This is a genomic window from Bradyrhizobium sp. LMG 9283, assembly GCF_045571415.1.
Classification (GTDB): domain Bacteria; phylum Pseudomonadota; class Alphaproteobacteria; order Rhizobiales; family Xanthobacteraceae; genus Bradyrhizobium.
Genome location: NZ_CP120691.1, coordinates 2,408,425 through 2,433,340, shown reverse-complemented (window position 1 = coordinate 2,433,340; position 24,916 = coordinate 2,408,425). Strand labels below are relative to the sequence as shown.

Here is a 24,916-nt window from a genome sequence, read left to right as displayed (position 1 = left end):
GACCACTCTTCGCAGGAGACCGAACAACTAGACAAGGTGACGAACCCCGGCTCAGAGATAATTGATGAGGCTGATCTTCTGGAGCTGCGAGGTGAGCGCCAGGGCCGTCTGGATCTGGGTCTGCAGGGTGTTGACCCGGACCGAGGCTTCGGTCGGGTCGACCTTCTCGATACCGACGATCTGATTGTTCAGAATGTCCTGCTGCGTCTTGAGCTTCGTGGTTGCGGTGGTGATCCGCTGCTGGACCGTGCCGACGGTGCCGCCGAGCGCAGCGAGGTCGCTGATGGCGTTACCGACGAGCCCGATGGCCTTGTCCACGACGACCTGAAACGTCTCTTGGCTCAGGTTTACATTCCCGAGATCGGCCATCATGGTGTAGGCCTCGGCGAGCTTGCGGAAGCCGGTCTGGTTGGCGCTAACGGACGTATCGGCGATCTCGGTCGTGGAGATACGGCTTTGCATGGTCTGGTCGGTAGCCGATGACCAGTTGGTGTTCCAAGCCGGGCTCGCAAACTCGGCATCGAAGGTGGTGTCGAGAAAGGTCTGCATCTGAGCCGGCGTAATGGTGCCCACGCTGGGCGACGATTGCGAGAAGCCGAAGGCCGCGAGAAAATCGGCGTCGACCTGGTTCTTGCTGGCCGAGCCCGCGGTGTAAGCCGTGATGGGCGCGTTCTGCGTGTTGATGCCCGAGAACAGATACGAGCCGTTATAGGAGACGTTCAGCGCGCCGATCAGATCCTGGAGATTGGAGGCCGCAGGCGGCAGGATGACCCGCCCGCCACCGTCGGTGCTGCGGGCCGCGATCAGGTCCTTGAGGAAGTCCGTCGCGGTCTTGCTGAGCTGGGTGATCCGGTTCTGCGTCACGTCCAGGCGTCCCGAGACGAGCCCGTTGGTATCGACGAGCTGATCGGCGAAGCTGAAGTCGGCCCGCAGCGTGAGGTCGCTTCCCGTCGTGGCACCGAGCTCGAGACCGACGTCGGCGAAGCGGCCGGTGGTCGCCTCCGTCGAGGCCTTGCTCAGCGCCGCCTGGTTGCTCGTGATCGAAGACCTCAACGACGAGGACAACATCAGGGTGGAAATGTAGTTTGCGCTCATCATGACTTAATTCCCCACGGCAGCCAGCAGGCTCTGCAGCATTTCATCGACGGTCGAGATGATCTTCGACGACGCCGAATAGGTGCGCTCGACCTGGAGCATCAACGCCATCTCGTCGTCCATGTTGACGCCGTTGACGTTCGACAACGCCGTGACGCTGCGGTTGAGCAGCGTGGTCTGGTACTCGGAGTTGTCGTTGGCGGTCTTGCGCTGATTTTCAATCCAGCTCGCCGACGACGACGCGAAATCGATCAAGCTGCCACTCGGCTTGCCTTGCGTGGTTGCATCGAACGGCTGCGACGCATCCATGCCGCCGATGAGCTGCTGTAGCCGGGCCGAATAGCCGCCGTTGCCGGCGGTATTGTATTGATAAGCGGGGTTGCCGCTGATCGCGCCGTCGCGCAGCAGATTCGGGTTGCCGCCGAGAGCCGGGTCGACCGACGCAGCGACCGAGATCGTGCCGGCGAGGCCCACCGAGACGGTTGCGCTCGCGGGCATCGCCGGCGCGCCGGGATAGGTGAAGAGACCGGGGACGTCGGGCAGCGCCGCGGCCGTTTGATCGCTTTCCCTGAAAGTATTGATCAGACCGCGCGCGATTTCGTCGAGCTGGCTCTGATAGGTGACGGTGTCCTGGTCACGCAGCTGGGCGAGACCGGCGAGCTTGCCCGACTTCAGCAGCATAACAGAATTGGCGCCTGTCACAGGGACGCCGTCGATGTAGACGGCATTGCCCGTGGTACCGGCGGTGTAGGCATCCGTCGGTGCAAAGCTCACCGTACGCGCCGTCTTGTCGAACAGCACGACGCCACTGTCGGTGTAGAGCGCGGCGTCGCCGTTGGGGCGGATCGACATCGAGACGCCGACCTCCTGGGACAGCTTCGATACGATGTTGTCACGCTGGTCGAGATAGTCGGTGATGTCGTCGCCGGAGATCGTGCCCTTCACGATTGCAGTGTTCACGGTCTGGAACTGGGAGAGCAACTGGTTGATGTTCTGAACCGACGTTTTCATGTCGGCATCCGCGCCCTCACGGACGGACTGCACGGTCCGGGTCGCCTGGTTGAGCGCGATCGCCATGTCCTTGGCGGACGTGACGGCCGCCTGCGCCAGCGTGGCGTTGTCCGGGGCGTTGGCATATTTCTGCAACGCCTGCTTGAGCGCATTGAGCTGCGCCGTCGGCGACTGATCGAGCTCGGGATCGTCCACGGTCGATGCGGCGATCTTCTGGAGACCGTCGTAGATCACGCTTTGCTTGGCGGACGCCGAGGTCGCGATCAGGACGTTGGTGAACAGGCCACCGCTCGCGGCGCGCTGGATCGCCGCGACATAGACGCCAGCATTCGGCAGATTGTCCAGCACCGCGATCTTGCGCGAATAGCCGGTAGCGCTGGCACCGGCGATGTTGCGCGAGATCGTCGAGGACTGAATGCCCGACGCCATGAGCGAAGCGCGAGCGGAGTCGAGAGCGGCGGTAAGGGACATGGTTTGCTCTTGCCCGGAATGGGCGCTGAAGAACTCAGCGCTTCAGGTTGACGACGACGTCGAGCAGATCGGCACCGGTCTGGAATGATTTCGAGTTGGCGGTGAAGCCGCGCTGGGCCTCGATCATACCGGTGAGTTCGTCCGCGAGGTCGACGTTGGAGTCCTCGAGAGAACCGGATTGGACGGTGCCGAGCCCGGCTCTGCCGGCGTTCGCGACCTCTGCGTTCCCGGAATTCATATTGGTGGAGTAGACATTGCCCGGTTCAGGCGTGAGATTGTCGGGGCTCGCCACGTCCGCAACGGCGATCGTGAACAGCGACAGCTGCTGGCCATTCTTGAGGATGGCCGTGACGTACCCATTCTCATCGATGTCGACTTTGTCGATGGCCGACGGAACACTGCCGTTGACCGTCGCCTTGAAGCTGAAATCCGTACCAACTTGCGTCATGTTGGACAGATCGAGGGTCACGGTCGCGCCGTTGAGGACGGGTATCGCGAGAGTTGTCGGGCTTGCGGCGGCCAACGCACCTTTTCCTGCCGTTGTCGTGTCGAAGGTATAGGTGGTGGCGGCTCCGAGCGCGGTACCCGTCGCCGAGTCATAGGCTTGAATCTGCCAGGTATCCGATCCGGCGGCCGTTGCAGTGTGGGACATATAGAGATCGACTGTGACCGCCTGGCCGATATTGTCGTAAGCGACGATCGAGCTCTTCGAGGAATATGAGGCCGGACCCGGTGGACCAGCAATGACAGCCGCTTTTGGATCCAGATTGCCGGTCGTCAGCGTTCCCGCCGTCGAAGCGACGGGCTGCTGCGACACCTGCGCAATGTTCACGATTTGCAACCCGCCGAGGGTATTTTGCGAGATATCCACCTTGCCCGGCTTGCCCAGGAGGTAATAACCGGCAGCATTCACCAGATTACCCTGGGAGTCCGGCACGAACGACCCGGCGCGCGTCAGATATTGCTGCGTGTTGTTGGCATTCGACACCACGAAGAAGCCGTTGCCTTGGATCGAGAGATCCGTAGTGGACGTGGTGAACTGCGTATGTCCGGCGTCGCTGATGGCGTAGCGGACAGTGGTCTCGACGGCGCCGGAATCGTAATTGCCGGAACCGCTCTTCAGGATCAGCGAGGAGAATTCGGTCGAAGCCCGCTTGTAGCCGGTCGTGTTGACGTTGGCGATGTTGTCCGAGACCGTCGACAGCTTGTTGGACTGCGCGGACATGCCGGAAACACCGGTGCGCATAACACCATACAGGCTCATGAATTGGGCTCCTTTGGTAGGTTGCAGCTAGAATGGGGGGTCTTGCTTGTGCGGGGCTGATGATTGGAAGCGATGCACAACTTCATGTTGTCAGGTCGCTTTCGGCTGACAGAACGAGCGCGCCTTGTCGGTCCACGCGCCGAAGCCGCTCGAGACGAGATGAGCGACGATGTGACAGACATAGCGCTTCTGCGCCGGCTGGTTGTTGGGGCCCGCATTGTAGCGGGCGACTGCCATGGTCCAGCTGCCCTCGCGCTGCTTCAGCTCCTTGAGGAAGCGCGCCGCATAGTCGACGTTCCTGGCGGGATCGAACATTGCCCGTACCGAAGCGAACTTGTCGCCGTGATAATAGTGATTGATTTGCATGCAACCGAGGTCGATCAACTTGATCCCCTTGCTGCGCATCGTCTCGAAATTAGCGATTGCGTCATCCATGTCCTTGGCGAACACGGTCTGGCTGTCGGCGCCGAGGGCATACGGATGGAGCGCACCGCGCCGACCGGTCTCGGTGAGGCCGACCGCATAGAGAATGCCGAGCGGAATCCCGTGCTGCTGGGCCGCGCGCGCCATCTCGCGCTCGCAGGGGCGCGCAATTTGGGCGGCCGCCTGGGCTGCGCTCGCATTAGAGATAAACAGGGCCGCGCCGATGATGCGGCCCCACGTCCTGATCATGACGCGTCTCCTGATTGAACTGGCGGTCCTGGCGGGCCTGCTTCGCGCCGCCGTCGGATTGCCCCGACGACGAGCTGGCACCGCCGAACGCGCCTTGCGACTGTGGCGAGGACTGTTGCTGACCCGAGAGCTGCGGCTGCGATTGGCCGGAGCCGCTCTGGAATCCGTCGAGCGAGCCGTGCTGGACGGGCGCGACGTCCGCGACATAGCCCGCCGACTGCATGAGATCGCGGATCTGGTCGCGCTGCTGGTCGAGCATCAGGCTCGTATCCTTGCGCTCGGCCGCAAGCTGGACGGACACTTCGGTGCCGACGAGCCGGAGGCGCACGGTGACGTTGCCGAGCGCGGGTGGCTCGAGATTGACGGTCAGGATCTTGAGCGGCTGATCCGGCGCATTGGTCTGGGACGCCGCGAGATCCGGCACCGCGGATGCCGCCGGTGCCGAGGACTCCTTCAACTCGGCGACGACTGCATTGGCGACCTGTTGCGGAGCATTGAACTGCGCCGGCGGCAGATGGGTCTCCTGCTGGACCACGGTGACCTTGGTCGCCTCGGGCAATGCGTCGCGCCCTGCGGCCTTGGCAGCGCGCTCGACATTTGCCGTGACCGCCTCGAAGCCCACTGACGCGGGCATTGCGCTCGAAACCTCCGAGCCTTGCGTCGGTGCCGACCGCGCCGCGGCCATGGTTTGCGAGGCCGCAGCCTGCGAGCGCGCGGCGGCGGGAGCGACGCTGGACGGAGCGGTGTCGACCGTCGCTGCCTTCGCCGCGCCCGTGGCGGGAGCCTCGCGCTTCGCCGTGGAGGACCGCTCGTCGCGCGCGGGCGCGTCCTTGTCGGCAGACTGCAATTGCATCTGCGTCTTCACGGCAGGCGTGGCAGCGATCTCCTGCCCGACCACGACGGCGATGACCGATTGATCCTGGACGTCTGCCCCGGCGGCATGATCCACCGGACGCAGTTTCTCCGACCTGTCGGCTTTCTTGTCGGAGGACTCCTCGGTGGATTCTGGTCCCTTGGACGCCGCGATACGTTCGCGCACCGTCGCGTCCTTCTCCGTCGGGTGGGCCAGACGCGTGCGCAGCGTTCCGGTCTTCGCCGTCGCTTCACTGCCATCGTCGCTCAGCGCCTGCTTTGCGAGATTCGAGACGGTGTGGAGCAGATCGTTGAACGACGAACTTGCCTGCGATTTGGTCCCGGCGCTCTTTGCGGAACGCGACGTCCCACGCATGTTGAGGCTCTCGGCGAGGCCCGAGAAGAGCTGTCCGGAGGTTCCACTGAGCTTGGTCATGGACGGCGGTCCCTGGTCAGGAGTTCGAGTTCGCCGAGCTGCTTCTGCGCGCGCGCGAGCGTCGCGGTCGATGACGCCAGATCGAGTCGCGCCGGCGTTGCCGGAGGCTTGTCGGCCGCGCCGGCGGGTCCGCCCGCGAACGGCTTGCGGACGTCGAGCGCGAGTTGCACCGTGGCATTCAGGAGGGGAACGTCGCGCTCGGGCAGCTTCGACCGGTCGAGCGCCTTCAGCTCGGCGAGGCCGCCGTCATATTCGTCGGTGAACGCCCGCGAGGCGCCGCGGAAGAAATGGGCCCGCTCGCGATCCGCCGAGGCGTCTGCGCTGAGCGTCAGCGCCCGCTCGCCGGCAAGCCGGGTCACGGCCAGCCGTCCCCGCACCATCGCGGCGCGCGCGATCACGAGGTACAGCTTGAGGCGGCTCGCGCGATCGATCTGCTCCAGCAGGGCTGTGATCCGCGCGAAGCGATGCTCGTCGAGTGCCAGGCTCGATTGCGTCAGTCCCGTGGAGAAGCGCTGCCAGAAATCGGCCGCATAGATCGAGTTGCGGTAATGGCGGATATAGGCCAGCGTCAGGAACTCGAACTTCTCGAAATCCTCCGTCTGCCCCACCAGCAGGATCTCGCGCCGCAGCGCCGCCTCCTCGACGAGCGTGCCGGGCATCAGCAGGCGCGCGTCATCCAGACGTTCGATCGCGAGCGATGCCTCAGCACGCGCGAACAGCGCGCCCTGCACGAGGGCGACCTGTCCGCCCAAGCCCGAGGAGATCGTCCGTGGCTTGACATCCTTGAGCAGCTCTCGCGCTTCGTCCTGACGACCCTCGACATAGGCGAGCGCACCGTTAAGCAGCCGCTCGTCGACGTTCATCTTGTCGCGCGGCAGCTTGCGGACGACTTGCGGCGCACCGCCGCTGAGCAGGTAGATGACCACGGCCTGGCTGTTCTGCGGATTGCTCCACACGGCAGGATCGGCAGCAAGAAACTTCTCGCCGATCTGCCGGATCAGCGCGATGTGACTGCTATGCGCGGCCGTGTCGCCGTTGGCGATGCCGTCCTGCACCGCCTGTAACGCACGGACGAGCTCATAGGGTTCGCCGGACCCGGGCGCAGCTTGAGCAAACGCGTTCGCCGCCGTGAACGGCAGCAGCAGCAAGGCGGCGCGGCGCAGCAGCCTGATCAAGGGCGTTTCTCCCGGATCAGGATCTCGATCCGGCGGTTCTGTGCGGCCGCCGGATCGTTCGGAAGCTTCGGTCGCCGATCGGCGTAACCTTCGACATGCTCGATCCGCCGCGCATCGACGCCGGAGCGGACCAGCATGTAATAGGCCATCTGCGCACGGGCGGTCGACAGCCGCCAATTGTCGTAGGTCTCCGAACGATACGGCCGATTGTCGGTATGGCCGCGGACGATGATCATGCCCTGGCGCTTCGTCAGCAGCGGCCCGATCTTGTCGATCACGCGGATCAGCTCGGGCCGCGGCTCGGCCGAGCCGACCGCGAACATGCCGAAGCTTGCATCGTCGGTCAGGCTGACCAGGAGTCCTTCCTCGACCTGGCGCACCTCGGCCGCCGGTCCCGCCCCTGCTTTGATGTCCGACAGCGCTTCCGCGATCGCGGACTGAAGCTGCTTGAGAGTCGGCTGCTGCGTTTGCGCCGCATCGCGCGGTTCGGACTCCTTCGCCGTATCGTTGGGACGCGCCTGCGGGAAGGCATTGGCCTGAACGCCAGCTTGGCCGTTGCCCTCGCGCGAGGATTGCGTCGCTGCAGGGCCGGGCGGCAGCAGGGGCGACAGGCTCGCGGACGGGCTATCTGCGTTCGGAGCCACGCTTCCGCCGGCATCATCCGTCTTGGTCCGGCGCGCCTGCGGCTCGCCGGGATTTAGCCCGGCTGCGCCGTCTCGTGCGGAGGCATTCGGCTTGGGCTCGCCCTCGATGAAGCGATCGGCGTCCTTGGACGCCTGCGGCGCCAGCTTCCAATAGCCGGGATCGAAGGGATCGCGGTAGGCGTCGCCACCCTTGAGGCCCTCCTCTTCGGCGGACGTCAGAGCGCCGGCGCGCCGCTGGCCCGTGGATTGGTTCGCGCTGTTGGCGATCTCGATGAGCGTCGCATAGGGATCGCGGAACAAGACCTTCTCCTCATAGGAGGCCGGCTTCTCCGCGGTTGGAGAGTCACCGCGACGTTCTTCGTTCGGCCCGGCCGGCTGACGCTTGCCATCCTGGCCTTCGAGCGACGACGGCTCCTTCTTGGAGAGATCCTTGAGGCCCTTCGGGGCAGGTGCGTTCTCCGCGAGCTTGATCGGGTTGAAATAGCTCGCGACCACCTGCTTCTGGTCCTGGTTCAGCGCATTGAGCAGCCACATGACCAGGAAGAATGCCATCATCGCGGTCATGAAGTCCGCATAGGCGATCTTCCAAACGCCGCCGTGATGCGCCTCCTCGGCGAAGGCGCTGCGCCGGCGGACGATCACGATCTCATGCTTGACCTCTTCCATGGCGGACTACCGGCGCGCTTCCTTGAGGCGTTCACTCCAGGCGGAGATCTGCGTCTCGATCACGGTCTGGTCGACCATGACGCGGACCTCGGAGGTGTCGGCGGCCTCGTATACGATGCCCGTTCGCCTGGACGCCTCGAGCTGCGTCTTCACGAGGTCGAGCAGCTCGCTCGGGCCAGTGACCTTGAACACCGGCACCGGAGAATTGCCGGTCAGCACCGCGACCTGCTCGACCAGCGATCCGATCGCCTTGTCGCGCACCGCCTCAGTGAGGAACGGCAGCAATATCCGCGCAACGGAGCTTGCGATGTTGGTCTCGATCTCGCGGCAGGCCGCCTCGAAGCCGCTGACGATCGCGGCCGCCTGCTGGTCCGACCATTTGGCCCGCTCCTCGCCGAGCCGGATCGCGCTGCGAACACGCTCCTCGGCGAGCTTGGCTTCGCCTTCCGCGACGCCGGCCGCATGGCCGCGCCGATAGGCATCGTCCAGGAGATTGACCGCCGGAGCTTCCGTCACGGGTGCCGCAGGCGTCGCCTGAGGCTGCGGCTGCGGTTGGGTCTGAGGCTGCGGTTGAGACTGCGGCTCACGCCGGGCTTCCTTCGGCCTGGTCAGCACGTCCTGAATTTTCGGCGGCGGAGGCGGCGGCGACTTGACGCGGCCATTCGCATCGAACTGCGTCAGGAGTTTTCCGATTGACGCGTTCATGCCGCCTCCTCGCGCCGCATCCAATCCTTAAGGATAGCCGCCGCCTGCATCTGATCGAGCCGGACGATCTGCTCCAGCCGCTTCTGCGGCGTTCGCTGCATCTTGCCTTCAAGGTCTTCGACGAGGTTGAGCTCCGCTTCCTCGCTGTCAGCCAACGCAAGGGCCGCCGAAGCCTCGAGTTGGGCGGCCTCAGCCGCCTCGGCCTGCTCCTGCTCCGCGCGATGGGTCAGAATGCCGTTGACCGCGGGCCGAAGCCCGAACCAGACCAGCATCGAAGCAACGGCCAGGATCGTCACCGCATTGATGACGCTGCCGAGCTGCTTGTTGATCATCTCGACGAAGCTGATCGGGGGCACCGGCGCCAGCTCACGGGAGCCCTCGATGAAATCGACCGCCGTCACCTGGATCTGATCCCCGCGCGCCTTGTCCAGTCCGCCCGCCGTCGCCGCGAGCTGACTGATCTCGGCGAGCTTGCTGTCGACGATGGCCTGGTTGCTCTTGTCGCCGAGATCGGCGACCAGCCGCGCGCGGTTGACCAGGACGGCGATGAACAGCTTCTTGACCGAATATCCATCGCTCACCGTCGTCGTGGTCTTGGACGAGACCTCGAAGTTGGTGACGTCCTCGCGACGGGTCTTGTCCTCGCTGGAGTTCTTGCCGCCCCCGGCGTTCACCTGCTGATCGGGGAGATTTTGCTGCACCGTGGTCGGCGTCGAACGGTCGGCGTTCTGCGACGATTCCTTCTCGCGCACGTTCCGCACCGAGCGCTCGGCGCGGTTCTCGGGATCGTAGACCGTCTCGTTGATCTGCCGCTTGTCGGTGGACAGCTGCGGCGCGACGCTCACCTCGAAATTGTCGAGGCCGAGATACGGCGTCAGCGCCTTGCGGATGTTCTCCTGCACCATGCCGCTGACCGTCTTCTGCAGGCTCGCCATCTTGGTCGGCGCGGCGCTCGCCTCGTCCTCTTCGGCGAGCAGCATCGAGCCGTCGGCATCCAGCACCGTCACCTTGTCGCGGCTCATGCCGGGGATGGCGGCGGCGACGAGATGACGGATCGACTGCGCGGTGCGCGCCTCGATCGCGCCGTCGGTGCGCAGCACGACCGACGCCGAAGGCGGCTGCTGCGTCGCGCGGAACGAGCCGCGCACCGGCAGCACGATATGCACCCGCGCTGCCTTCACGCCCTTCATCAGTTGGACCGTGCGCGCAATCTCGCCTTCCAGCGCCCGGAGCTTGGTGACCTCCTGCATGAACGAGGTCAGGCCGAGCGAGCCGATCTTGTCGAAGAGCTCGTAACCGGAATTGGCGCTGGTCGGCAGCCCCTTCTCGGCGAGCAGCATCCGCGCCTGCATGGTCTGGCTTGGGCGCACCGAGACGGCATCGCCAGCGGAATTGACGTCGAAGGTGATGTTCTGCTCGCGCAGCGCCGCGCCTATGCGCGTCACGTCTTCGCGGGTGAGCCCGGTATAGAGCGTCTCGAACTCAGGCCGGCTGAGGTAATAGGTGCCGCCGACGACGGTGACGAGAACTGCAAAGCCGATCAGCCCCAAGGCCATCAGACGCCGCGGCCCAAGCTCCAGCAGATTGTTGAGCAGTTGCTGTACCTGCGCACGACTGAGCATATGACCTCGTACCAATGCGAATGTAGAGGACACTCAGCTGCCAACCTTGTCTGAAGGTTGCGCGAAGACACGATTGTGTCGGTTCGCTGGCAAGGCGTTGCAATTTTACAAGAACTTTGGCGACGCAATCAGTTTGGCGGCCACAAGCGGCCGCTCGGACGCATGGCAGCGCGATCGGCTGCGGCGTGTCGCACGAAGTCTGGCGTCGGGAGGTCGATTGCCGGCACGTCCTGTGCCGTCGCGTCCGCCGATCATGGCGGGGACCGTGCTCCCTGAGGGAGCACGGTCGTTTCGAAAGCGCCGCTTAGCCGCGGAACAGCGACAGGATGCTCTGGCTGTTCTGGTTGGCGATCGAGAGCGCCTGAACGCCGAGCTGCTGCTGGGTCTGCAAAGCCTGGAGGCGGGTCGATTCCGCGTTCATGTCGGCGTCGACGAGCTGACCGACGCCGCGGTCAACCGAGTCCATCAGGGTCTTGACGAACTCCGTGTTGGTCGAGATGCGGTTCTTGACGGCACCGAGATCGGCAGCGGCAGAGCTCACCGAGTTGATCGCGGCGGTGACCTGCGCGATGTAGCCATCGAGCGTGGTCTGGTCAGCGGCCGAGTCGGTCAGGGCGGAGATGTTGATCGTGTTGACCGACGCACTGCCGCTCACGGTGTCCAGAATACCGGTCTGCGTGGTGGAGTAGAGCGTGTAGTTGGCGGTCGTCACGGTGATGGAGCCGATCGTGGGCGTGCCGCCAACACGCGAATACGACGAGACGAGATTGAAGCTCGTCGGGGTGGTACCCGTCGTCGTGCTCAGCCAGTTGATACCGTTGAAGGTGGCCGAGTTGGCCTTGAGCTTCATGTCCTGCTGGATCTGGGTGATGTCCGCCTGAATCTTGGTGCGGTCGATACCCGCGGTCTTGGCTTCGACCAGCAGCGCCTGGAGCTTGGTCAGGCCGGATTCCTTGTCGCCGATCACCGAGGTCAGAGCGGTGTATTCGGTGTCGACGGTCGCGGCCGACAGACCGAGCGAGTCGGAGACCGCGGAGAGCGCGGCGTTGTCAGAGCGCATCGACGTCGCGATCGACCAGTAGGCGGCGTTGTCCGAAGCAGTGGACACGCGCTGACCGGTGGAGATCCGGTTCTGCGTGGTGGCGAGTTGCGCGCTGACGGACCGCAGGGTCTGGAGCGCGGTCATGGCGGAGGAGTTGGTAAGAAGGCTAGAACCCATTTTGATGTCCCTTTGAAGATTGAATTGAGCTTGGGGGACATACCGGACTTGCACCGGTACGACAGGGCGGCGTCATGCCTTTGGGCTCCCGCGAGCGCGGGTTCAAGACCCAATCTGTCGTAACGGCGAGGTTAGCGAGCGAAGCTTGTGCGAGGCTTGTGGCTCTGTGCTCCACTTGCAACAGGTAACCGAAATGAAGGCGTGCGCGCGGCGTCACGCCAAACGAAAGGGCCGCGCTTCGCGGGAAGCGCGGCCCTCCTCCGATGATTAAAGTCTTAGCGGAACAGCGACAGGATGCTCTGGCTGCTGTTGTTGGCGATCGAAAGCGCCTGAACGCCGAGCTGCTGCTGGACCTGAAGGGCAGCCAGGCGGGTGGATTCCGCATTCATGTCCGCGTCGACGAGCTGGCCGACACCGCGATCAACCGAGTCCATCAGCGACTTCACGAACTCCGTGTTGGTCGAAATACGGTTCTTGACGGCGCCGAGGTTGGCGGCAGACGCGGCCACCGAATTGATGGCAGTCGTGACCTGCGCGATGTAGCCATCGAGCGTGGTCTGGTCAGCTGCCGAGTCGGTCAGCGCGGAGATGTTGATCGTGTCGACCGACGCACTGCCGCTCACGGTGTCCAGAATGCCGGTCTGCGTGCTGGAGTAGAGCGTGTAGTTGGCGGTCGTCACGGTGATGGAGCCGATCGTGGGCGTGCCGCCGACGCGAGAATAGGACGACACGAGGCTGAAGCTCGTCGGTGTGGTGCCGGTCGTCGTGCTCAGCCAGTTGATGCCGTTGAAGGTCGCGGCATTGGCCGTGCTCTTCATCTGTTGCTGGATCTGGGTAACGTCCGCCTGGATCTTGGTGCGGTCGATACCCGCGGTCTTGGCTTGGACCAGCAGCGACTGCAGCTTGGTCAGACCGGAGTCCTTGTCACCGATGACCGTGGTCAGAGCGGTATATTCGGTGTCGACGGTCGCGGCCGACAGACCGAGCGAGTCGGAGACCGCGGAGAGCGCGGCGTTGTCGGCGCGCATCGAGGTGGCGATCGACCAATAGGCGGCGTTGTCCGAAGCGGTGGCCACGCGCTGACCGGTGGAGATCCGGTTCTGCGTGGTAGAGAGTTGCGAACTCACAGACCGCAGGGTCTGGAGTGCGGTCATGGCAGTCGAGTTCGTAAGCAGGCTTGACATTGCGAATGTCCCTTTTTTGTACGCGATACATTTTCACGAGGGGACATACCGGGCTTTCACCGGTACGGAGGGACGGCATCATGCCTTTGGACTGATGTGGGTGGGGTCCAACCCGCCGTGCCGCATTGCTAGCACGCCGAATCTTGCTTCCAGATTAAGGCCGACTTGAATTCAGTAGTAAAATCATATGGTTAACATTACTTGCCGCTAACCATAACCAGCGTGTAGCGCTTAACCATATTCAGCCGGCCAGCGATCTCGGTCGGTCACGAGAACGACCGCACCAGTCCGGAGGCGAGCAGATTCCAGCCGTCGATCAGCACGAAGAACAGCATCTTGAAGGGCAGCGCGAGGATCGTCGGCGGCATCATCATCATGCCCATCGACATGGTCAGCGTCGCCACGATCATGTCGATTACCAGGAACGGCAGGATGATCAGGAATCCGATCTCGAACGAGCGCCTGAGTTCGGAGATCATGAAGGCCGGAATGATGACGCGCAAATCGATCCGCTTGTCGTCGAACTTCTTGCGGAAGCTCTCCGCGGCGAGCGCTTCGAAGGTCTGGAGATCCTTGTCGCGGACGTGGGCCAGCATGAACTCGCGGAACGGATCGGTGATCTTCAGATAGGCTTCTTCTTCCGAGATCTCGTTCTTCATCAGCGGCTGGACGCCGCTCTCCCAGGCCCTGTCGAAGGTCGGCGCCATGACGTAGAAGGTCATGAACAACGCGAGACTGATCAGCACCAGGTTCGCAGGCGTGGTCTGGAGGCCGAGACCGGCGCGCAGGAATGACAACGCGACCGCAAAGCGCGTGAAGCTCGTCACCATGATGAGCAGCCCAGGCGCCACCGACAGCACCGTGATCAGTGCCATCAGCTGGATGATCCGACCGCTGGTCGAGCCGTTTCCGGGCGGCAACAGGGAATTCAGGTCTGGAATCTGGGCCAACGCCACTTCGGGCAGCACGACCAGGATCAACGCGAGCAGCAGGATTCTCACTCTCACTGGATCACCAGCGTCTCGATGATCAGTTCGCGGACCTTGCCCGAGGAGCGGATGTTGGCACGCTCGGTCAGGTCGTCGCGCAGGTGCTGGAGCCCGCGCGAGCCCTCGAACTGCGCAACCGTCGTCGACCGCAAATAGGTGACGATGTCCTCGCTGATGTGGGCGGCCAGAATACCGGCATCCTCGTCGCTCATGCTGTCGGTCACCATGGAGGCTTCGATGCGCGCCCAGTTGTTGGCCGGCGCGGCGAGATTGGTCACGATCGGAGATAGTTTCCGGAGCCGCGCGCTGCCGGCGTAGCTCGACGCGATCGGCGGCGACGCAGCGCTCTTCTTGGCATCGGCAACGCGCTCGGCGGCCGCGATCAGATGCAGGCCGGCAAAGGCGCCCGCGCCGATCGCAATCAGGGTCAGCACGGCGATGGCGGCGATCAGGCGCATGGCATCCCCTGCCGTCGCGGTGCGACCCGATCAGTGCGAGCGTCAGAATGGTGCCACGGCGTCATAGATCCGGTGTCCCCATCCAGGCTGCTGTACATCCGACAGATTTCCGCGCCCGCCATAGGACACGCGCGCCTCTGCGATCTTGTCGTAGGTGATCGTGTTTGCTCGCGAGATGTCGCGCGGACGCACGATGCCGCCGACGTTGAGCACGCGCATCTCCGTGTTGACGCGAAATTCCTGCGATCCGCTGATCATCATGTTGCCGTTCGGCAGCACGTCGGTGACAATGGCCGCGATCGACAGCTTGATGTCCTCGGCGCGGTCGATCTGGCCGTTGCCCTTGATCTGGGTGTTGGTGCTGAGGTTGGCGTTGGCCTGGCCCTTGTCGCTCCATCCGGCGACGTCCATCAGCCAGTCGAGCCCGAACTTGATCTGGGAATCGCGCGAGCGGCCGGTCTTGTTGTCGAGCTTGGCCTTATCCTGCATCGAGATGATCACCGTCACAACGTCGCCGGTGCGCCGGGCGCGGGGATCGCGGTAGAGATCGGTGCCGTCATCCCAGGTCGAGCGATAGCTGACAGGCGTACGCATGCGCGGCGTCACCGGGATCGGATCGGCCTGCGTCCTCAAGCCGCTGCCGACGGGCGACATTTGCGGACCGGTCAGGACTTCAGCCGGATCGTGAAAGCATCCGGCCAGGAACACGGACGCCGCCAGGAGCGAGAGGATGAGGATCGGCTTGTTCATCTATTTGGTCTTTCCGTCATCCACGCGGCGCATGCCGCCGAGCAAATCGGCGAGGTGCGCCGCGCGTGCCGTATCCATCTCATTGAAGATCGCGCTCGAGCTCCTCGGGCTGAGCTTGGCGAGCACGGCGGCGGCGGTCTCGTCGGTCATGCCGGCGATCTGGGTCGCCGCAGCTTCGGGCTTCATGCGCGAATAGATCTCGACCACACTCGCCTCGGCCTTCTTCAGGAAGTCGTCCCGCAGCGCCATCCACTTTTCGTACTCGGCGCGCTTGGACTCAACTTCCGCGATGCGCTCGCGGAGCAGGCTCTCGGCCTTCTCCAGCTCCTTGAGCTGCCAGGCCAGCCTTGCGTCGACGGCGGGATCGGCGACGTTGCTGCAGAACAGGGCGATTTCGTTGTCCGGGGCCGGCGCAGCCTGCGGCGGCGCAGGTTTCGGCGGCGCCGTGACGCTGCCGGGCTTGGCCGAACGTGCCGGTGTGGGCGTAGGCGCGGGTGTCGGCGTCTCGGCAGCCGGCACCGCACCGGTGATCGCGGGACCTGAATCTTCGGCCGCCCATGCCGTCGCCCGGATCGAAGCATTGTCGCCTGGTATCGCGGTGGCCGGCGGCTGCGGCTTCTGCGGTCCGCCCGCGCGGGCACGCGCGAACGAGAGCAGGTTGAGCGGCTTCGACGGCTTGGCCTCCTCCAGCGCCAGCGCGGGCGATGCGATCGCGAGCACAGAGGCCGCGGCCAGCAGGAGGAGTTTGGCTTTGTGATCCAGCTTCAGCATCGGGCCGCGCGCGATTCTCGCTTCAGACCTCAGCATTGAGCGACCAAGCTTGCACGACGCTTATGCATCATTGCACGATGACGTCGGCCTGGAGCGCCCCTGCCGTCTTGATCGCCTGAAGGATCGCGATGATTCCCGATGGCTTCAGGCCGATCTGATTCAGCCCTCGCACCAGGCGCTGGAGATCGACCCCGCTCAGGATCGCCACCTGCGATCCCGCCTCGTTGGCCTCGACCACCGTTTGCGGAACGACCACCGTCTGCCCTCGCGAAAACGGCGCCGGCTGCGACACAACCGGCATCTCCGTGACACGAACCGTCAGATTGCCGTGGGTCACTGCGACGGTCGATATTCGGACGTCGCGCCCGATCACGACCGTGCCGGTGCGCTCGTTGATGACGACCCGCGCCGGCGTGTCCGGCTCGACCACCAATTCGCCGATCTCAGCGAGGAAGCGGACTGGGCCGATATTGCGCGGCTTCGACAGCACGATGGTGCGGTAGTCGCGCTCGAAGGCGATCTGCGCGCGATAGCGACCGCCGGCATAACGGTTGATGGCGTCGAGGATCCGCGTTGCGGTGACGAAGTCCGGGTTCTTCAGCTGCAGCACCAGGAACTCCATCTCGTGGAGGCTTCCCTGCACCTCGCGTTCGACCAGCGCACCGTTCGGGATGCGCCCAGCCGTCGGGGTGCCCTGGCTGACGTTCTGCGCCTGGCCTCCGACGCTGTAACCGGCGACCGTGATCGCGCCCTGCGCCACCGCGTAGACGGCGCCGTCCGCCGCGCGCAACGACGTCATGACCAGCGTGCCGCCGAGGAGCGACGTCGCATCGCCGAGCGACGACACGGTGACGTCCATGCGCTCGCCGGGCCCGATCGAGGGCGGCAGGTCCGCAGTCACCATCACCGCAGCGACGTTGCGCGTGCGCAGCGTCGTCGGACGCGGGGGGTTGTTGGTGCTCGTGGTCTCGTTCCTGACGTTGATGCCCATGTTCTCGAGCATCGATTGCAGGGACTGTTCCGTGAACGGAGCGTTGCGAAGCGTATCGCCCGTGCCGTTCAAGCCGATGACGAGGCCGTAGCCGACGATCTGGTTCTCGCGCAAACCCTTGATGTCGGCGATGTCCTTGATGCGGACCGCGGCTTGGGCGCCGGCAGCCGACACGAGCAGGATGAGCGCAAGCAGGAGCCTGGTCATGACCCGTCCACGACCTTGACGGTGCCGTCCGGCTGGACGACGCCCCTGATGATCACCCCGGTGTCCGTATTGCGCACCGGGATCAGCGCGCCGGCCGCACCCGACTGCATCGCCGCGCCGTAAGTGACGATGGACAGGCCGCTGTCCTCGACCACCACCTTGACCATGGCGCCGCGGGCGACGGTCCAGGGGTCCTCCACGGCATTGGTTGGAATGGGCTGGCCCGGCAACAGCGCGCGCCGCGCCATGCGGCCGACCAGGACCTGACGCCCTTCGATGAACATGGCGACGCCGAGCAAGCTCGGCGCGAAGGCGCGCTCGGTGATCATCTCCTCCCGGATCAGCTCGCCGGCGCGGATCGAGACCGCCGGCACGGGAAGCCGCTTCTCCTCGGCCGCAGCGACGCGCGCCGCGACGAGAACCAGCAGCACGGCGGCCAACCCGCGCATGATCAGACCCACCCTGTTCAACATCGAGACACCGGAACTAGCGCATGCCCTTCGAGACCGTCTGGGCCATTTCATCCGAGGCCTGAATGACCTTGGCGTTCATTTCGTAGGCGCGCTGCGCCGAGATCAATTCGGTGATCTCCTTAACCGGATCGACGTTCGAGGCTTCGAGCCATTTCTGGTTGATCTTGCCGTAGCCGGCATCGCCCGGCAGACCGACGACCGGCGTGCCGGATGCCGTGGTCTCGCGATAGAGATTTCCGCCCAGCGGCTCGAGGCCGGCTTCGTTGGCGAAGTTGGCGAGGTTGAGTTGGCCGATCTGCCGCGGATTCACTTCCGTGTCGAGCTTGGCAAACACCTGGCCGGTCTGGTTGACCGTGACCTCGACCGTCCCCTGCGGAATGGTGATCGCGGGATCCAGCAGATAGCCGTCGGTGGTGACGAGCTGGCTGTTGGCGTTGACGTTGAACGAGCCCGCACGGGTGTATTGCACCTCGTTGTTGGGTCCGAGCACCTGAAACCAGCCGCGGCCGTTGATCGCGAGGTCGTAGGGATTGCCGGTCTGCGTCAGGGCCCCCTGGATGTGGAGCTTGCGGATCGCCGCTGACTTGACGCCGAGGCCGAGATTGGCGCCCTCCGGAATCGGCGAGGAGCCGTTGGTATTCGCGACACCCTGCATGCGGTCCATCTGATAGAACAGATCGGTGAACTCCGCGCGCGCACGCTTGTACGATGTCGAGTTGATGTTGGCGATGTTGTTCGCGATGACTTCGATGTTGGTTTGCTGGGCATTCATGCCCGTGGCCGCAATGGCGAGCGATTTCACGATTGTCACTCCCTCAGATCAAATCGACATCCGAACGACTTCTTGGTAGGCCTGCACGACCTTGTCGCGAACCGCGACCGCCGTTTGCAGGGCCTGCTCGGCCGACATCAGCGCCTCCACGACGCGGCGCGTCGATTCCTTGCCCTGCATCGCCGAGATCGACGCCGCTTCGCCCGCCTTCAGCGTCCCGATGGCATCAGTCGTCACCTGCTTCATCACCGATTCGAAGCCGACGTCGTCACTGCTCTGGATCGCGGTGGTCGCCGCCGGCGAGATGGCCTGCGTCTCGGTGGCGCGGGCCGTCGCCTGGCCGGCGGATATTGCCGTGGATGAAATCGCCTCAAGCATTGTCAGCTCCTCAAGAGGTCGATGGTCATGCCGAGCATTGACCTCACCTGCTTCACGACCTGGAGATTGGCTTCATAGGACCGGTTTACCTCCCGCATGTCGGCCATCTCGATCATCATGTTCACGTTCGGCAGCTTGACGTAGCCGGCCTTGTCGGCAGCGGGATGTCCCGGATCGTACTCCACGCGATACGGCGTGGTGTCGACCCCGATCTCCTTGACCTTCGCGAGCTGCGCTCCCGAGGCTCGGTCCATCGCGGCGTCGAAAGTGATGGTCTTGCGCTGATACGGATCGGCGCCGGCGGTGCGTCCTGTCGAGGTGGCGTTCGCGAGATTCTCCGAGACGATGCGCATGCGCGTCGACTGCGCTTCGAGCCCGGAGCTCGCGACCGTCAGGGAGGCGCTCAATGAGTCCAGCACGTCAGCTCACCTCAGGCCTTTGCACTCGACAGAACCATGCGGTGGAACGACCGCACGATCGCCGCGTTCATCGAATAGTCGCGATTGACGTCGCTGCCCTTGATCATTTCCTGCTCGAGGCTGACGGAATTGCCGGAGTGAACCACTTCCCAGCTGTCCTTCTTCGCGGTCGCCCGCGTGTCGGTCTCGGTTGCGGACAATTGCATGTGCGATGGCGACGTCGTCGCAAGCCTGACCGGCATGCCGTCGAGCACCTTGTTGAACGGCTCGACGTCGCGTGCCCGAAAGCCCGGCGTGTTGGCGTTGGCAACGTTGGTGGCGATGGTCGACTGGCGGAGTTCGAGATACCGCGCCTGCGACGATGCGAGTTCGAAGAGATAAAGCGGTCCCACGACGGCTCCATTCTGATCCATTCGGAGCAAGCCTAGGGCGTTAAGCTTTCGTCAAGCTGTTGCGCGAAGCGCCATCCTCGGAAATCTACTGGACCTTCTCGGGCCGCGGCGTCTGCTTGGATTGGAGGAAGTAGATGATCTCGGCGACGGGCCGGAAGAATTCCGCCGGAATCACCTGATCGACCTGGACCGCCTCGTAGAGCGCGCGCGCCAACGCCTTGTTTTCGATGACGGGAATTCGGTTCTGTTCGGCGACTTCACGGATCTTCAGCGCGATCACGTCCATGCCCTTGGCCACGACGAGCGGCGCCGCGTTTTCCTCGCGCTTGTAGCGCAGCGCTATCGCGAAATGTGTCGGGTTCGCAATCACCAGCGTCGCACGCGCGGCGGAGGCGATCATGCGTTGGCGCGAGCGGTCACGCGCCAGCGAGCGCAGGCGCGCCTTGATCAGCGGATCGCCTTCCGCCTGCTTGTGCTCGTCCTTGATCTCCTGCTTGGTCATGCGCAGCTCGCGCCGCCAGTGGAAGCGCGCCCAGGCGAGATCGATCGCTACCAGGACGATCGTCGCGATGCAGATCGCCGAGACTATGCGCATCGCGATATTGAGAATCATCTCCGGCAACGCGACCGGATCGGTGTACATCGCCTCGAAGGCTCTCGCCTCGGACGAGCGCAGCACGAAGGCGACGACGGCGGTCACCGCCACAAGCTTGAACAGCGACTTGGCGAACTCGATCAGGCCCTGCGTCCCGAACAACCGGCTCCAGCCGCTCACCGGGGAGATTCGCGACAAGTCCGGCTTGATGCGCTCGAGCACCAGGCGCGGCGCGTTTTGCAGCATCGAGGCGGCGAGCCCGAACACCACCAGGATGACGATCAGCGGCACCAGGAAGCGCAGTGCCTGGAGCCCGACCACAGTGAGCAGGTTCTGCGCGTCCGCGCCGGTAGAGAGCGGGAAGCCCTCGGGCTCGTCGAGGAGGCTCTTCAGCGTCGGCGTCAGTTGCTGCACGCCCTGACCGATCAGGAACGCCTGGATCACCATCAGCGCGGCCATCGAGGCGAAAATGGAAGCCTCCCGAGAGACCGGAATCTTGCCCTGTTCGAGCGCATCGCGGACTTTCTTCTCGGTCGGCTCTTCTGTCTTGCTCTCCTGATCGGATGTTTCTGCCATGCCCGTTCAGCGGTCAGCGGAAGACCAGCTCATCCTCCTGCTCGGGGTTGAGCTCGATTTCGCCCTTCTCCGCCAGCTCGAGCGCAAGGTCGGTGATCACGCGGCGCGCCTCCAGCACGTCGCGCTGGTTCGACGGCTCGCCGATGGCGAGCTCGTGCTCGACGACGCGGCGGACGCGCGAGGCGACCGAGGACAGGATCAGCTCGCGGAAATGCTTGTCGGTGCCCTTCAGCGCGACCACGATGCGATCGGTTGGCACCTGGTCGAAGATCATGGTGCGCGCCTTTGGCGTCAGGTTGGTCACGTCGTCGAAGGTGAACAGCAGCTCCTTCAGCACTTCGGCCGACTTTGGCCGCTTCTCCGACAGGCTCTTGAGCATGTCCTCGATATGGCCGCGCTCCATCTTGTTGATGATATCGGCGACACGGGCGTAGGTGTCGGCGCCGAGATTGCGGGCAAAATTGAGCGTCAGGTCCTCGTGCAGCGTCTTCTCGAGAACCTTCATCGCGTCGTCGACGATCGGCTTGAGGCTGAGCACGCGCCGCATCAGTTCGTTGCGCAGGCTCGAGGGCAGCTGGCTCATCACCTTGGCAGCGCAGGCCGGCTTGACCTTGGACAGGATCAGCGCCGCGGTCTGCGGATGCTCCTTGGACAGGTAGCTCGCCAGCGAGTTCTCGGACACCGACGAGACGCGGTCCCACACCGACCGGCTCGAATTGCCGAGTAGATCCGACATGATCTGCGAGACCTGGTCGGCCGGCAGCACGTCGCCGAGCACGGCTTCCAGACCACCGAGCGTGCCGAGAATATTCGCGCCCATCGAGAACTGCTGGGCGAACTCCTCGACGATTCCCTCGAGCTCCTGCGCGGTGATCGGCCGCAGCTCCGCCGCCGCCTTGGTGACGATGCGGATTTCCTGCGGCTCGAACTGCTGCAGCACGCTTGCCGCCGCCTGTCGGCCCATCGCCAGCAGGAGCGCGGCGACCTTTTCCGTGCCGCCCAGCGTGGTAACGCCTCGCTGCTTGACGGGAGCGATGCCGACCGGTGCCGCCATGGTCAGGTATCACCCTGCCCCAGCGGCCCGACGATCTCCGTGAGCGAGACGCCGAAGCGGGAATTGTCCTCTTCGACGACGACCACCTCGCCGCGGGCGACGATGCGGCCGTTGACGACGACGTCGACGGGCTCACCGACCCGGTGATCGAGCGGAACCACCGCGCCGCGTCCGAGCTTCATCAGGTTTGCGACCGGAATAGTGGCCGATCCCAGCACCACCTGCATGGTGACGGGAATGCGCAGGATGGCGTCGACATTGGCGAACTTGCCGGTCTCCTCGGCCGTGCGCTGGGCGATCTCCGCCAGCCGTTCGAGCGGAGACGTCTCGGCCTCTGCCGATGCAGGTGCAGACTCATAGTCGAAGGATTGCGCCATTGGGTATCGCCTCTTGGTATTTCCGCTCCCGGAGCGCCGCGGCGTTCCGATTGTGCTCGCTTTGCCGGTTCGGGCTTCAGTGCTTGTTCAGGTCGGCGCCGCCTGCGGTCGCGGCAGGTGCGAGCCCGCTCCGCGCATCGAGCGCCGCGATCGCCTCATGGGCCTGATCGATCTTCGCGCTCAGCACGTTGGCGAGCCGTCCGAGATTTGCGGTGGAATCGTGTGCCGCGGTGATGACCGTGTCGAAGGCGCCCGCCGTCTCGTGCACGATGGTCGAGAATTCGCCCTGATAGCTGCGCAACCGCGCCAGCTCGCGGTGCATCCTGGTCACCCGCAAGCTGGTGAAAGCGAGCGCAACCAGCAACACGACATCAACGAGATAGGATATCATCGACGAACTCCCGCTTCTGATCGACGGGATCTGCCACCTGCATGGCGTAATAGCCATCAAGCTGGCCGATCTGGCACCAGAACAGCACCTGATTGTTGCTTTCGAGACGGGCCAGCGTGCGCGGCGTCGCCTCCAGCTCGAGCACCTGCCCGACCTCGAACTTCACGACGTCACCGAGCGTCACCATCTTCTCGTCGAGCACCGCGCTGAGCGTCACCTCGGTCCGCTGGACCTCGCTCTCCATCTGTTCGCGCCAGCGTGGGTCGGCCGCGCGACCGTCGCTGACGACGACATGAGCGAGCTTCTGACGGAGCGGATTGAGCGCGGAGTGCGGAATGATGAGGAACATCTGACCGCCGCGGTAGAGCGCCTGCAGCATGATGTTTGCGCAGATCGACATGTTGCCGCTCCGCCCGATCGCCAAGGACGCCATCGCCGTCTCGACCCGCTCCACGCGAAAGGTGACGTTCGAAGTGCCGGCGAAGGCGGATTGCAGCGCCTTGGCGAACCGCTCGAACAACGCCTGCACCAGGCGGAGTTCGATGTTCGAGAACGAGCGCTCGACGTCGAGCGGCGGCTCGGCGCCGTCGGAGCCGAACATCGCCTCGACCATCGTGAACACGAAGTCACGATCGAGCATGATGATGACGCGGGAGTCCCACTGCTCGGCATAGAGCACCGCCGCGACCGCATTGGCCTCGTAGTCCTTGATGATGTCGCCGACCCGGTCGTTGGTGATGCCGTTGACCGAGAAATAGCAGGGCGTTCCAGCCATCGGCTGCAGGCTGTCGGTGCACGATGCGGCCATGCGATCGAAGATCACATTGAGCATCGGCATGCGTTCGATGGAGATACCCGCCGCATCGAGCAGGTAGTTCGGCAGCTGCTTCCGCTGGTCGACCTCGACGTCTTCCATCATCATGCGCGCGCCGCCTTGGGTTCGGCCTCGGTCACGACGGCCTTGGGACCTGCGATGGTCTCATTCTCGACGACGTCGATCGAGGGCCGCTCGGTGCTCGCGATCATCTTGCGGCCGTGCTCGACGGCGATTTGCGGCATAGCGCCGTTCATGAACGCCAACAGCGTCTGCTTGACGATGATGTAGGGCCTGCATTTCTTCTCGCGCGTCATCTTGATCTTGAGCGCAAAGGGCGAAATGATGCCGTAGGACAGGAAGATGCCGGCGAAGGTGCCGACCAGCGCGGCGCCGATGAAGCCGCCCAGCAGCTTCGGCGACTGGTCGAGCGCGCCCATTGCCTTGATGACGCCGAGCACGGCGGCGACGATGCCGAGCGCCGGCATCGCCTCGGACACCGTCACCAGCGCATGATAAGGCGCCAGCTTGCCCTTCACGATGGTGTGGATCTCCTCGTCCATCAACGCCTCGATCTCGTGCGTGCGCGCGTTGCCCATGATGATGAGACGGACATAGTCGCAGATGAACTGGAGCAGCGACGGGTCGCCGAGCACACTGGGGAACGCCTCTCAACGACGATGCGTCGATATGTGTGGATGATCCTCGGGCCTGCATTTCTTCTCGCGCGTCATCTTGATCTTGAGCGCAAAGGGCGAAATGATGCCGTAGGACAGGAAGATGCCGGCGAAGGTGCCGACCAGCGCGGCGCCGATGAAGCCGCCCAGCAGCTTCGGCGACTGGTCGAGCGCGCCCATTGCCTTGATGACGCCGAGCACGGCGGCGACGATGCCGAGCGCCGGCATCGCCTCGGACACCGTCACCAGCGCATGATAAGGCGCCAGCTTGCCCTTCACGATGGTGTGGATCTCCTCGTCCATCAACGCCTCGATCTCGTGCGTGCGCGCGTTGCCCATGATGATGAGACGGACATAGTCGCAGATGAACTGGAGCAGCGACGGGTCGCCGAGCACACTGGGGAACGCCTTGAAGATCTCGGACGACGAGGGATCGTCGATATGCGCCTCCACCTCGTTGCGGCCCTTGCCGCGCAGCTCACGCATCAGGGCGTGCAGCGCCCCCAGCAGGTCGAGGTAATAGCGCTGCCCCGGCACCGCGTTGGTGATTGCCTGCATGCAGGCGACACCGCTATCTACGACCGTCTTCCACGGATTGGCCAGGATGAAGGTGCCGACCGCGGTGCCTACGATGATGACGAATTCCCACGGCTGCATGAGCACGGCCAGATGCCCGCCCATGGCGGCAAAGCCGCCGAGCAGCGCCGCTACCGTGATGAAAATCCCCACGAAACTGCCCAACGCGCCGCTCCATCGCCGATCCCACCGGGAATATCTATTTGGCGACGCTTGCGCGAGGCTGGTTTCCTCGTCGTC

27 protein-coding genes and 1 pseudogene are annotated in these 24,916 nt (G+C 64.2%); all 28 read right to left on the bottom strand.

The genetic code is table 11. The features are described from left to right. Positions 1-51 precede the first annotated feature (51 nt). The gene (locus P6U29_RS11325) at positions 52-1,098 is read right to left on the bottom strand and encodes a flagellar hook-associated family protein (RefSeq protein WP_407117672.1); all 1,047 of its coding nucleotides are present in this window, start codon (positions 1,096-1,098) and stop codon (positions 52-54) included. A gap of 3 nt (positions 1,099-1,101) precedes the next feature. Further along, a complete protein-coding gene (gene flgK / locus P6U29_RS11320) occupies positions 1,102-2,577 on the bottom strand; it encodes a flagellar hook-associated protein FlgK (RefSeq protein ID WP_407117671.1) in 1,476 nt (491 codons plus the stop codon). Positions 2,578-2,611: 34 nt separating this feature from the next. Then, the gene (locus tag P6U29_RS11315) at positions 2,612-3,841 is read right to left on the bottom strand and encodes a flagellar hook protein FlgE (RefSeq protein ID WP_407117669.1); all 1,230 of its coding nucleotides are present in this window, start codon (positions 3,839-3,841) and stop codon (positions 2,612-2,614) included. A gap of 90 nt (positions 3,842-3,931) precedes the next feature. Then, a complete protein-coding gene (locus tag P6U29_RS11310; RefSeq protein WP_407117667.1) occupies positions 3,932-4,513 on the bottom strand; it encodes a transglycosylase SLT domain-containing protein in 582 nt (193 codons plus the stop codon). Next, entirely contained in the window at positions 4,464-5,801 is a 1,338-nt protein-coding gene (locus P6U29_RS11305) for a flagellar hook-length control protein FliK (protein WP_407117666.1), read from the bottom strand. The genes P6U29_RS11310 and P6U29_RS11305 overlap by 50 nt, the downstream gene beginning before the upstream one ends. Beyond that, entirely contained in the window at positions 5,798-6,976 is a 1,179-nt protein-coding gene (locus P6U29_RS11300; protein WP_407117664.1) for a chemotaxis protein, read from the bottom strand. Before P6U29_RS11300 ends, P6U29_RS11305 begins: the two co-directional genes overlap by 4 nt. Then, the gene (locus P6U29_RS11295) at positions 6,973-8,286 is read right to left on the bottom strand and encodes a MotB family protein (protein WP_407117663.1); all 1,314 of its coding nucleotides are present in this window, start codon (positions 8,284-8,286) and stop codon (positions 6,973-6,975) included. The genes P6U29_RS11300 and P6U29_RS11295 overlap by 4 nt, the downstream gene beginning before the upstream one ends. 6 nt (positions 8,287-8,292) lie before the next feature. Further along, entirely contained in the window at positions 8,293-8,991 is a 699-nt protein-coding gene (locus P6U29_RS11290; RefSeq protein WP_407117662.1) for a hypothetical protein, read from the bottom strand. Continuing rightward, positions 8,988-10,613, bottom strand: coding sequence for a flagellar basal-body MS-ring/collar protein FliF (gene fliF, locus P6U29_RS11285; protein WP_407117661.1), 1,626 nt, complete (start codon positions 10,611-10,613; stop codon positions 8,988-8,990). The genes P6U29_RS11290 and fliF overlap by 4 nt, the downstream gene beginning before the upstream one ends. Positions 10,614-10,917: 304 nt before the next feature. Continuing rightward, a complete protein-coding gene (locus tag P6U29_RS11280) occupies positions 10,918-11,832 on the bottom strand; it encodes a flagellin (RefSeq protein WP_407117659.1) in 915 nt (304 codons plus the stop codon). A 275-nt stretch (positions 11,833-12,107) separates the two neighbouring features. Then, a complete protein-coding gene (locus tag P6U29_RS11275) occupies positions 12,108-13,016 on the bottom strand; it encodes a flagellin (protein ID WP_027572790.1) in 909 nt (302 codons plus the stop codon). A 266-nt stretch (positions 13,017-13,282) separates the two neighbouring features. After that, positions 13,283-14,023: a flagellar type III secretion system pore protein FliP gene (gene fliP, locus P6U29_RS11270; RefSeq protein ID WP_407117658.1), complete on the bottom strand. Its 741-nt coding sequence runs from the start codon at positions 14,021-14,023 to the stop codon at positions 13,283-13,285. Then, entirely contained in the window at positions 14,020-14,463 is a 444-nt protein-coding gene (locus P6U29_RS11265; protein WP_407117656.1) for a flagellar basal body-associated FliL family protein, read from the bottom strand. Before P6U29_RS11265 ends, fliP begins: the two co-directional genes overlap by 4 nt. A gap of 42 nt (positions 14,464-14,505) precedes the next feature. After that, a complete protein-coding gene (gene flgH, locus P6U29_RS11260) occupies positions 14,506-15,213 on the bottom strand; it encodes a flagellar basal body L-ring protein FlgH (RefSeq protein WP_407117655.1) in 708 nt (235 codons plus the stop codon). Continuing rightward, on the bottom strand, positions 15,214-15,984 hold the full coding sequence (locus P6U29_RS11255; RefSeq protein ID WP_407117654.1) for a MotE family protein: 771 nt from the start codon (positions 15,982-15,984) through the stop codon (positions 15,214-15,216). 67 nt (positions 15,985-16,051) lie between these two features. Then, positions 16,052-17,182: a flagellar basal body P-ring protein FlgI gene (gene flgI / locus P6U29_RS11250; protein ID WP_407117652.1), complete on the bottom strand. Its 1,131-nt coding sequence runs from the start codon at positions 17,180-17,182 to the stop codon at positions 16,052-16,054. Next, positions 17,179-17,655: a flagellar basal body P-ring formation chaperone FlgA gene (gene flgA / locus P6U29_RS11245; RefSeq protein WP_407117650.1), complete on the bottom strand. Its 477-nt coding sequence runs from the start codon at positions 17,653-17,655 to the stop codon at positions 17,179-17,181. The genes flgI and flgA overlap by 4 nt, the downstream gene beginning before the upstream one ends. A gap of 13 nt (positions 17,656-17,668) precedes the next feature. Next, a complete protein-coding gene (gene flgG / locus P6U29_RS11240; RefSeq protein ID WP_407117648.1) occupies positions 17,669-18,457 on the bottom strand; it encodes a flagellar basal-body rod protein FlgG in 789 nt (262 codons plus the stop codon). A gap of 18 nt (positions 18,458-18,475) precedes the next feature. Continuing rightward, positions 18,476-18,805 carry a flagellar hook-basal body complex protein FliE gene (locus P6U29_RS11235; RefSeq protein WP_407117647.1) on the bottom strand — a complete coding sequence of 110 codons (330 nt, stop codon included), beginning with the start codon at positions 18,803-18,805 and terminating at the stop codon, positions 18,476-18,478. Positions 18,806-18,807: 2 nt separating this feature from the next. Further along, positions 18,808-19,224 carry a flagellar basal body rod protein FlgC gene (gene flgC, locus P6U29_RS11230; protein ID WP_018641261.1) on the bottom strand — a complete coding sequence of 139 codons (417 nt, stop codon included), beginning with the start codon at positions 19,222-19,224 and terminating at the stop codon, positions 18,808-18,810. A gap of 11 nt (positions 19,225-19,235) precedes the next feature. Continuing rightward, positions 19,236-19,637 (bottom strand): flagellar basal body rod protein FlgB, encoded by a 402-nt coding sequence (flgB, locus tag P6U29_RS11225; protein ID WP_407117646.1) that lies wholly within the window; start codon positions 19,635-19,637, stop codon positions 19,236-19,238. A gap of 64 nt (positions 19,638-19,701) precedes the next feature. Beyond that, on the bottom strand, positions 19,702-20,787 hold the full coding sequence (gene flhB, locus P6U29_RS11220) for a flagellar biosynthesis protein FlhB (protein WP_407117644.1): 1,086 nt from the start codon (positions 20,785-20,787) through the stop codon (positions 19,702-19,704). 13 nt (positions 20,788-20,800) lie between these two features. Continuing rightward, positions 20,801-21,841 carry a flagellar motor switch protein FliG gene (locus tag P6U29_RS11215; RefSeq protein ID WP_407117643.1) on the bottom strand — a complete coding sequence of 347 codons (1,041 nt, stop codon included), beginning with the start codon at positions 21,839-21,841 and terminating at the stop codon, positions 20,801-20,803. A 2-nt stretch (positions 21,842-21,843) separates the two neighbouring features. Next, positions 21,844-22,218: a flagellar motor switch protein FliN gene (fliN, locus tag P6U29_RS11210; protein WP_027572802.1), complete on the bottom strand. Its 375-nt coding sequence runs from the start codon at positions 22,216-22,218 to the stop codon at positions 21,844-21,846. Positions 22,219-22,294: 76 nt separating this feature from the next. After that, positions 22,295-22,609, bottom strand: a complete 315-nt coding sequence (locus P6U29_RS11205) for a hypothetical protein (RefSeq protein WP_407117642.1) — start codon at positions 22,607-22,609, stop codon at positions 22,295-22,297. After that, entirely contained in the window at positions 22,590-23,531 is a 942-nt protein-coding gene (locus P6U29_RS11200) for a flagellar motor switch protein FliM (protein WP_407117640.1), read from the bottom strand. Before P6U29_RS11200 ends, P6U29_RS11205 begins: the two co-directional genes overlap by 20 nt. Next, positions 23,528-24,094, bottom strand: a pseudogene (locus P6U29_RS11195) (MotA/TolQ/ExbB proton channel family protein); the annotation flags it as partial. The gene P6U29_RS11200 and the pseudogene P6U29_RS11195, both read right to left, overlap by 4 nt. Then, the gene (locus tag P6U29_RS11190) at positions 24,095-24,841 is read right to left on the bottom strand and encodes a motility-associated protein (RefSeq protein WP_407117639.1); all 747 of its coding nucleotides are present in this window, start codon (positions 24,839-24,841) and stop codon (positions 24,095-24,097) included. Between the last annotated feature and the right edge of the window lie 75 nt (positions 24,842-24,916).

Coding starts and splice junctions, on each gene's coding strand:
- P6U29_RS11275 (WP_027572790.1), bottom strand. CDS start 13,016: ATGTCAAGCCTGCTTACGAACTCGACTGCCATGACCGCACTCCAGACC.
- flgI (WP_407117652.1), bottom strand. CDS start 17,182: ATGACCAGGCTCCTGCTTGCGCTCATCCTGCTCGTGTCGGCTGCCGGC.
- P6U29_RS11315 (WP_407117669.1), bottom strand. CDS start 3,841: ATGAGCCTGTATGGTGTTATGCGCACCGGTGTTTCCGGCATGTCCGCG.
- flgB (WP_407117646.1), bottom strand. CDS start 19,637: ATGGATCAGAATGGAGCCGTCGTGGGACCGCTTTATCTCTTCGAACTC.
- flhB (WP_407117644.1), bottom strand. CDS start 20,787: ATGGCAGAAACATCCGATCAGGAGAGCAAGACAGAAGAGCCGACCGAG.
- flgH (WP_407117655.1), bottom strand. CDS start 15,213: ATGAACAAGCCGATCCTCATCCTCTCGCTCCTGGCGGCGTCCGTGTTC.
- fliF (WP_407117661.1), bottom strand. CDS start 10,613: ATGCTCAGTCGTGCGCAGGTACAGCAACTGCTCAACAATCTGCTGGAG.
- P6U29_RS11325 (WP_407117672.1), bottom strand. CDS start 1,098: ATGATGAGCGCAAACTACATTTCCACCCTGATGTTGTCCTCGTCGTTG.
- P6U29_RS11290 (WP_407117662.1), bottom strand. CDS start 8,991: ATGAACGCGTCAATCGGAAAACTCCTGACGCAGTTCGATGCGAATGGC.
- P6U29_RS11255 (WP_407117654.1), bottom strand. CDS start 15,984: ATGCTGAAGCTGGATCACAAAGCCAAACTCCTCCTGCTGGCCGCGGCC.
- P6U29_RS11310 (WP_407117667.1), bottom strand. CDS start 4,513: ATGATCAGGACGTGGGGCCGCATCATCGGCGCGGCCCTGTTTATCTCT.
- P6U29_RS11295 (WP_407117663.1), bottom strand. CDS start 8,286: ATGGAAGAGGTCAAGCATGAGATCGTGATCGTCCGCCGGCGCAGCGCC.
- fliN (WP_027572802.1), bottom strand. CDS start 22,218: ATGGCGCAATCCTTCGACTATGAGTCTGCACCTGCATCGGCAGAGGCC.
- flgK (WP_407117671.1), bottom strand. CDS start 2,577: ATGTCCCTTACCGCCGCTCTCGACTCCGCTCGCGCTTCGCTCATGGCG.
- P6U29_RS11200 (WP_407117640.1), bottom strand. CDS start 23,531: ATGATGATGGAAGACGTCGAGGTCGACCAGCGGAAGCAGCTGCCGAAC.
- P6U29_RS11205 (WP_407117642.1), bottom strand. CDS start 22,609: ATGATATCCTATCTCGTTGATGTCGTGTTGCTGGTTGCGCTCGCTTTC.
- P6U29_RS11280 (WP_407117659.1), bottom strand. CDS start 11,832: ATGGGTTCTAGCCTTCTTACCAACTCCTCCGCCATGACCGCGCTCCAG.
- P6U29_RS11215 (WP_407117643.1), bottom strand. CDS start 21,841: ATGGCGGCACCGGTCGGCATCGCTCCCGTCAAGCAGCGAGGCGTTACC.
- flgA (WP_407117650.1), bottom strand. CDS start 17,655: ATGTTGAACAGGGTGGGTCTGATCATGCGCGGGTTGGCCGCCGTGCTG.
- P6U29_RS11235 (WP_407117647.1), bottom strand. CDS start 18,805: ATGCTTGAGGCGATTTCATCCACGGCAATATCCGCCGGCCAGGCGACG.
- P6U29_RS11265 (WP_407117656.1), bottom strand. CDS start 14,463: ATGCGCCTGATCGCCGCCATCGCCGTGCTGACCCTGATTGCGATCGGC.
- P6U29_RS11305 (WP_407117666.1), bottom strand. CDS start 5,801: ATGACCAAGCTCAGTGGAACCTCCGGACAGCTCTTCTCGGGCCTCGCC.